The following is a 6,670-nucleotide window of genomic DNA, read 5'->3' as shown; positions in this document are numbered from 1 at the left end:
AAGCAGGGGGTCGAGGACGATATTTCCTATGCCGAGGACATCATCCCGATAACCACCGGCACGGCGATCGAGGCCGCTCTGAAGAATGCAGGCTATGTCGGCGCCGACGCGGATGCCGCCGCGGCCAAGCTGAACGAGCTTCTGCATTCGCCGACGCTCAAGGAAGGCCAGGTTCTGCGCGTCGGCCTCGAACTGCACGGCGAAACGCCGACGATTGTGCGCGCCAGCCTCTATGAAAGCGCCGGCGCGGCGAGTTCGATCCTGTGCGTGGCGCTCAACGACCGTAAGCTGTTCGTTCCCGCGCAGGACCCCGACCCGACGCCCGCGCTTCTTGCGGCCTTCGACGATTCGCCGCCCGTCATGGCGAGCGGCAACCTGCCCACCATTTACGACGCGATCAACCGCGCCGCCGGTTCCTACGGCATTTCCGAGTCGGCGACTCACGCCCTGCTGCGCATGTTTGCGTCGGACGTGGACTTCCAGTCGCGCGTCTCGGCCACGGACCGGATGGAACTGCTGTTCTCCGAGCCGGACGAGGACGACCGCATTTCAAGCGATTCGCAGCTTCTCTACGTATCCGCCACCTTCGGCGGCCAGATGCGCACGCTCTACCGCTTCCAGTCGCCGGACGGCGGCGTGGATTATTTCGACAAGAACGGCAAGAACAACAAGCAATTCCTGTTGCGCACCGCCGTTCCGAACGGGCGCTTCACATCGGGCTTTGGCGCGCGGCGTCATCCAGTGCTCGGCTACACGCGCATGCATACCGGCGTCGACTGGGCGGCACCCACCGGAACGCCGATTCTCGCGACCGGCAACGGCGTCGTCGAAAAAGCCGGTTGGGCGGGCGCCTATGGACGCCAGACCATTATCCGCCATTCAAACGGCTACGAAACATCCTACAATCACCAGAGCGCCATTGCGCGGGGCATCAAGCCCGGCGCGCGGGTGCGGCAGGGCCAGATCATCGGATATGTCGGTTCGACCGGCCTAGTTACCGGCGCGCACCTGCACTACGAGCTTATCGTCAACGGCACGAAGGTCGACCCGATGCGCGTTCGCCTGCCTGCGGGTAAGACGCTGAAGGGCGACGAACTGACCGCGTTCAAACGCGAGCGCGACCGCATCGACGAGATCATGAAGGAAAACGATTCCGGTCAGTTGAAGGTCGCCAGCACCAAGGGCACCGACGGCTAGCGCGTCGCCTACTCCACAAATTCCACGGTCACGCCGGGCTTCACCAGCTTCGCCAGTTCCTTTGCGTCCCAGTTCGTCAGGCGCACGCAGCCATGGCTTTCGGTCTTGCCGATCTTCGATGGCTCCGGCGTTCCGTGCACGCCATAGGTCGGCTTGTCCAGCGCGATCCAGACATTGCCGACGGGTCCGTTCGGGCCGGGTGGAATGTTCAGCACCTTGTCATTGGCGCCCTGCTTGAAATTCACTTTCGGATTATAGGTATAGCCGGGATCGGTCACCACGCGCGACACCACATGGGTCCCTGTAGGCGAGGGCGTCTCGGATGAACCGATCGTCGCCGGATAGGCCGCCACCAGCTTGCCGTCCTCGCCATAGGCGCGCACCTGCTTATTGCCTTTATCGGCAATGATCCGCGCAACCGGACTGGTGACGTTCTTGCCGACATTGGCGACGCGGACGACCGTTCCCGGTCGATTGAAATTCGCATCGGGATTGAGTGCGCGCAGGAACTTTTCGTCCATGTGGAAGCGCTCGGCCAGCATTTCCGGCACCGAGGTATAGCCAAGCTGCTCCAGCTTGGCCTTTTCGCTGTAGTCCTCCGGCACCGATGCGACGAACGGGCCCGCCGCATCTTCGGCGGTAATCATGTAGTCGATCAAAGCGTCGCCGCCGGTCGCCGCCAACTGCTCCTTGATTATTGCCGTGTCCGTCGATTTCAACGGCTGCCCGGTCAGCGCGCGATAGTTCTCCAGCGCCCTGTCCACATTCGAGCCGAACCGACCGTCGATGACGCCCGGCGATGCACCGGCCCGGTCGAGCAGCACCTGCAATCCGGCGACATCCTCGCGGATTTCCGACTGGATCGTCGGCGTTGTCGCGGGTGCCTTGCCGAGATCAATCACCGATCCCCCACCGTTTGGCGACCGCGCAGCGTCCGGTTGCGTCAGGTCTGGCGCGGGCAGCGGCTCGCGCTCGACCACGCGCGGCTCCTCGCGCATCGTCTCGTCCGGATATTGGCCGTAACCGTCGTCCGGATAGCTGCGCTCATAGCGGCGGCGTTCATATTGCTCGAGTTCCGGGTCGTCATAAGGCGCGTCGTCGTTCCACCTGCGCGGAGCCTGGAAGCGCGGGCGCGGCGGCTCCGCCGGTTCGACCGAAACCACTTCGCCGGTCACGGAATCGACGATCACGCGGTTTCCCTGTGCGTCGTAATAGACCTCGGCATCGCGGAACTGCGCCTGCGCCGCGCTCGCGCCGGCGACCGTCGCTGCAACAAATACAATCCGGGCAATGCGAATCACGTCCAACTCCGCGTTAGGCGATGACAATGCAAATCACTCGCTATCATCTCATATATGAACCGGGCGTGAAAATGGCCGGATCGCGGCGGAACGGCGTTAACATCGCTGGATTTGTACAACCCCTCATCCCGCTACCGCGACCTTCTCCCACAAGGGGAGAAGGACGATTTCACTATCGTCGGCGCAAATCGCGAATGTTTCGCAATAAGCCAGATGTTGAAAAAGTCTTCCTTCTCGCTTGTGGGAGAAGGCGGCTGCGCCAGCGGCGGCTCCAGAATGAGCGGGTTGCCCGAGACGTCGTCCTTCTCCCCTTGTGGGAGAAGGTGCCGGCAGGCGGATGAGGGGTCGGGTCAATGAGAACCGCTCGGTGACCATTCTGCATGGCACGGGGAGCAGCATGGACAACGATAATTTCTGGCAGGATTTTGCTGGCCAGCTACCGATCATCTTCCGATCCAATCAAGGCGTTGTGGCTCCAACAAAAAAAGCGCGGCGGAAACCCGCCACGCCTTTTGTCCTGACGCCCGCCAATCTCAGGCGGCGACTTCGGCCTCGTTCACCACGCGCGGCTTCGACCGGAAATTGAGCCGGTCGGAGCCCGCGGTTATCTTGACCTTCGAGCCGTCGAGAATGTCGCCGAGCAGGATTTTCTCCGCCAGCGGGTCCTGAAGCTCCTTCTGCATGACGCGCTTGAGCGGTCGCGCACCGAAGGCGGGCTCGTAGCCCTTGTTCGCCAGCCAATCGACGGCATCCTTGTCCAGTTCGAGCTTGATCTTGCGGTCGGCAAGCAGCTTTTCGAGCCGCGCAAGCTGGATTTCGACGATCTGGCCCATGTCCTGACGCCGCAGCCGATGGAACAGGATGATCTCATCGATACGGTTCAGGAATTCCGGGCGGAATGCGGCCCGCACGCGCTCCATGACAAGCTCGCGCACCGAGTCCACATCGTCGTCCTCGCCGAGATTGACGAGGAATTCCGCGCCGAGATTCGACGTCATGACGATCAGCGTGTTGCGGAAATCGACGGTGCGACCCTGCCCGTCCGTCAGGCGTCCATCATCCAGCACCTGCAACAGCACGTTGAAGACATCGGGATGCGCCTTTTCGATCTCGTCGAACAGGATGACCTGATACGGGCGACGCCGCACGGCTTCGGTCAGCACGCCGCCTTCCTCATAGCCGACATAGCCGGGAGGCGCACCGATGAGGCGGGCCACGGAGTGCTTCTCCATGAATTCCGACATGTCGATGCGCACCAGCGCCTGGTCGTCGTCGAACAGGAACCCTGCCAGCGCCTTGGTCAACTCCGTCTTGCCGACGCCGGTTGGACCGAGGAACATGAACGAGCCGATGGGCCGGTTCGGGTCCTGCAAACCGGCGCGCGCGCGGCGCACCGCCTTGGACACGGCCTGAACCGCTTCGCCCTGACCGACGACGCGCTTGCCGATGGAATCTTCCATATGCAGGAGCTTTTCCTTTTCGCCTTCCAGCATCTTGTCGACGGGAATGCCCGTCCAGCGGGAAACGATGTGCGCGACGTGATCCGGCGTCACGGTCTCCTCGACCATGCTACCGCGATTGTCCTGCGATTCGGCCTCCGCAAGCTTCTTTTCCAGCTCGGGAATCCTGCCATAGGCAAGCTCGCCCGCCTTCTGGAACTCACCCTTGCGCTGCGCGCTCGCAAGTTCGTTGCGCGCATCGTCAAGCTGCTTCTTCAGTTCGGCGGCAAGGCCAAGCTTCTGCTTTTCCGCCTGCCACTTGGCGGTGAGGTTGGCGGACTCTTCTTCAAGTCCTGCCAGTTCCTTTTCCAGCCGGATAAGCCGGTCCTTCGAAGCGTCGTCCTTTTCGACCTTCAGCGCCTCGCGCTCGATCTTCAACTGCATGATTCGGCGGTCGACCTCATCGAGCGCTTCCGGCTTCGAATCGACCTGCATGCGCAGGCGTGAAGCGGCCTCGTCCACGAGATCGATGGCCTTGTCCGGCAGGAAACGATCGGTGATGTAGCGGTTCGACAGCGTGGCCGCCGAAACAAGCGCGGAGTCCGAGATGCGAACCTTGTGGTGCTGCTCGTACTTTTCCTTGAGGCCGCGGAGGATCGAGATCGTGTCCTCGACCGTCGGCTCGTCGACAAACACCGGCTGAAAGCGACGGGCGAGCGCCGCGTCCTTCTCGATATATTTCCGGTATTCGTCCAGCGTCGTGGCGCCGACGCAGTGCAGTTCGCCGCGCGCGAGCGCCGGTTTCAACAGGTTGGACGCATCCATCGCGCCGTCCGCCTTGCCCGCCCCGACCAGCGTGTGCATCTCGTCGATGAACAGGATGATGTCGCCGTTTGCCGAGGTGACCTCGTTGAGCACGGCTTTGAGCCGTTCCTCGAACTCGCCGCGATATTTCGCGCCGGCAATGAGCGCACCCATGTCGAGCGCCATCAATTGCTTGTCTTTCAGGCTTTCCGGCACATCCCCGTTGACGATGCGCAGCGCAAGCCCTTCCGCAATCGCGGTTTTGCCGACGCCCGGCTCACCGATCAGCACGGGATTGTTCTTGGTGCGGCGCGAAAGCACCTGAATGGTGCGGCGGATTTCGTCGTCACGGCCGATCACCGGATCGAGCTTGCCCGAGCGCGCATCGGCGGTCAGGTCGCGCGCATATTTCTTCAACGCATCATAGCCCTGTTCGGCGGATGCGGTATCGGCGGTGCGGCCCTTGCGGATGTCGTTGATGACGGCGTTCAGCGTCTGTGGGCTGACACCGGCCTTGGCCAGAATATCGGCGGTTTTCGCGGATTTCTCCATGGCCAGCGCCTGGAGCAGGCGCTCCACGGTGACGTAGCTGTCGCCCGCCTTCTTGGCCAGTTCCTCGGCCGTCGAAAAGACCTTCGCGAGCGGCTGGGCCATGTAAAGCTGGCCATTGCCGCCCTCGACCTTGGGCAACGCCTCAAGAGCAGCGTCGACGGCAAGTTCCACATCGCCCGGACGCCCCCCGGCACGCTCGATAAGCGAGGCCGCGAAGCCTTCATCGTCATCGATGAGGGCCTTCAGAATATGCTCAGGCGTGAACTGCTGATTATTGCGATTGAGCGCATATTGCTGGGCTGCCTGGACAAAGCCGCGAACGCGCTCGGAGTATTTTTCCAGATTCATAGTCTATGTCTCCCTTCCCTCCCCACCCCGCTTCGCGGCGGCGGTTCGGCTTGTGAGGAACCCTCTTCACCGAAGCAGGGCCCGTTTCTCGAAGACATATGGGTGATTTTCAATACTACTCAAGGGCACATTAGCCCTTGCCGAAAAGAAAATCGGCGGGAACAAACATCCCCGCCGATTTCCGCTTTTATCTCTGCCTTATCCTATTCGTCGGATGCGGCCACGGCAGGCGCTTCGCCGCCGCCCTGCGCCACCTCCTGGGGGGCCGAACCATCCTCTCCGGCCTGCTCGTCGCGGCGGCGCTCGCCACGGCGCGGCCTGCGGGTGCGGCGCGGCTCCTCGGGCGCGGCCTCAGCCGCAGGAGATGCAGTTTCGCCGGTCAGGAAGGCCGGAAGCGAATCGGCATCAGCGCCGGCATCGTCCGACGCCTGCGCATCGCGGGGCTGATCGTCCTGCGGCCTGCCTTCGCCGTTGCGATGGCCATTCTGATAGCCGCGCTCGCGACGTTCCCTGTTGCGGAAATTCTCGCGGCGACCATTGTTTTCGCGCTGGCCGTTTTCGCTGTTCAGCGCCACTTCGGCAGGGACCCCGTCGATCACCGGCTGCGGACCGGCCCCGGCATCCTGAGTCGCTCCAGCGCCTTCGGAAACACCGGCCGGCCTGTCGAAATCGCCGCCGTCATCATCCATGTCGTCGTCGAAATCGTCGCGATTCTGGACATTCTGGATCGGCATCTGGGCCTGCGCCGCAGCGATGATCCGGTTGTAGTGTTCGGCGTGCTGGAGATAGTTTTCCGCCATCACGCGATCGCCTGAACTCATGGCGTCACGCGCCAGAGCACCGTATTTTTCGGCGATTTGTTGAGCCGAGCCCCGGATTTTCACATCCGGCCCGTTGCTTTCGTAACTGCGCGTAAGGGGGTTCGGGCCCTTGCGATTGTTGTTGTTATTGTTGCGACCGCGCATGCGCCGGTTCTGCTGTTGTGGCCTCATTATGATCTCTTCACATTGCAAATCATGATCGAAGCGG

Annotated in this window: 4 protein-coding genes (1 of these 4 only partly in view); 1 reads left to right on the top strand and 3 read right to left on the bottom strand. The window is 62.3% G+C overall.

What is annotated here, in order from left to right; translation table 11 throughout:
• Window positions 1-1,197, top strand: partial view of a M23 family metallopeptidase gene (locus tag M9924_10680; GenBank protein MCO5064873.1) — the 3' portion only. The gene continues 765 nt to the left of window position 1, outside the view; 1,197 of the gene's 1,962 nt are visible here — the last part of the coding sequence; the start codon falls outside the window, past its left edge; the stop codon is at window positions 1,195-1,197.
• Between the two features lie 8 nt (window positions 1,198-1,205).
• On the opposite strand, the gene M9924_10675 is transcribed toward M9924_10680, so the two are convergent.
• The 3 genes from M9924_10675 to M9924_10665 all read right to left on the bottom strand — a co-directional run bounded on the left by M9924_10675 (window position 1,206) and on the right by M9924_10665 (window position 6,633).
• Window positions 1,206-2,495 (bottom strand): L,D-transpeptidase, encoded by a 1,290-nt coding sequence (locus M9924_10675; GenBank protein ID MCO5064872.1) that lies wholly within the window; start codon window positions 2,493-2,495, stop codon window positions 1,206-1,208.
• A 536-nt stretch (window positions 2,496-3,031) separates the two neighbouring features.
• Window positions 3,032-5,641 carry an ATP-dependent chaperone ClpB gene (gene clpB, locus M9924_10670; GenBank protein ID MCO5064871.1) on the bottom strand — a complete coding sequence of 870 codons (2,610 nt, stop codon included), beginning with the start codon at window positions 5,639-5,641 and terminating at the stop codon, window positions 3,032-3,034.
• A 203-nt stretch (window positions 5,642-5,844) separates the two neighbouring features.
• Window positions 5,845-6,633 (bottom strand): DUF4167 domain-containing protein, encoded by a 789-nt coding sequence (locus M9924_10665; GenBank protein MCO5064870.1) that lies wholly within the window; start codon window positions 6,631-6,633, stop codon window positions 5,845-5,847.
• Window positions 6,634-6,670 lie beyond the last annotated feature (37 nt).

It is taken from the genome of Rhizobiaceae bacterium, assembly GCA_023953835.1.
Classification (GTDB): domain Bacteria; phylum Pseudomonadota; class Alphaproteobacteria; order Rhizobiales; family Rhizobiaceae; genus Mesorhizobium_G.
This window is presented reverse-complemented; position numbering and strand designations above follow the sequence as displayed.

Bases quoted from the DNA above. Each gene is read 5' to 3' on its own strand.
- clpB (MCO5064871.1), bottom strand. From the start codon at position 5,641: ATGAATCTGGAAAAATACTCCGAGCGCGTTCGCGGCTTTGTCCAGGCA.
- M9924_10665 (MCO5064870.1), bottom strand. From the start codon at position 6,633: ATGAGGCCACAACAGCAGAACCGGCGCATGCGCGGTCGCAACAATAAC.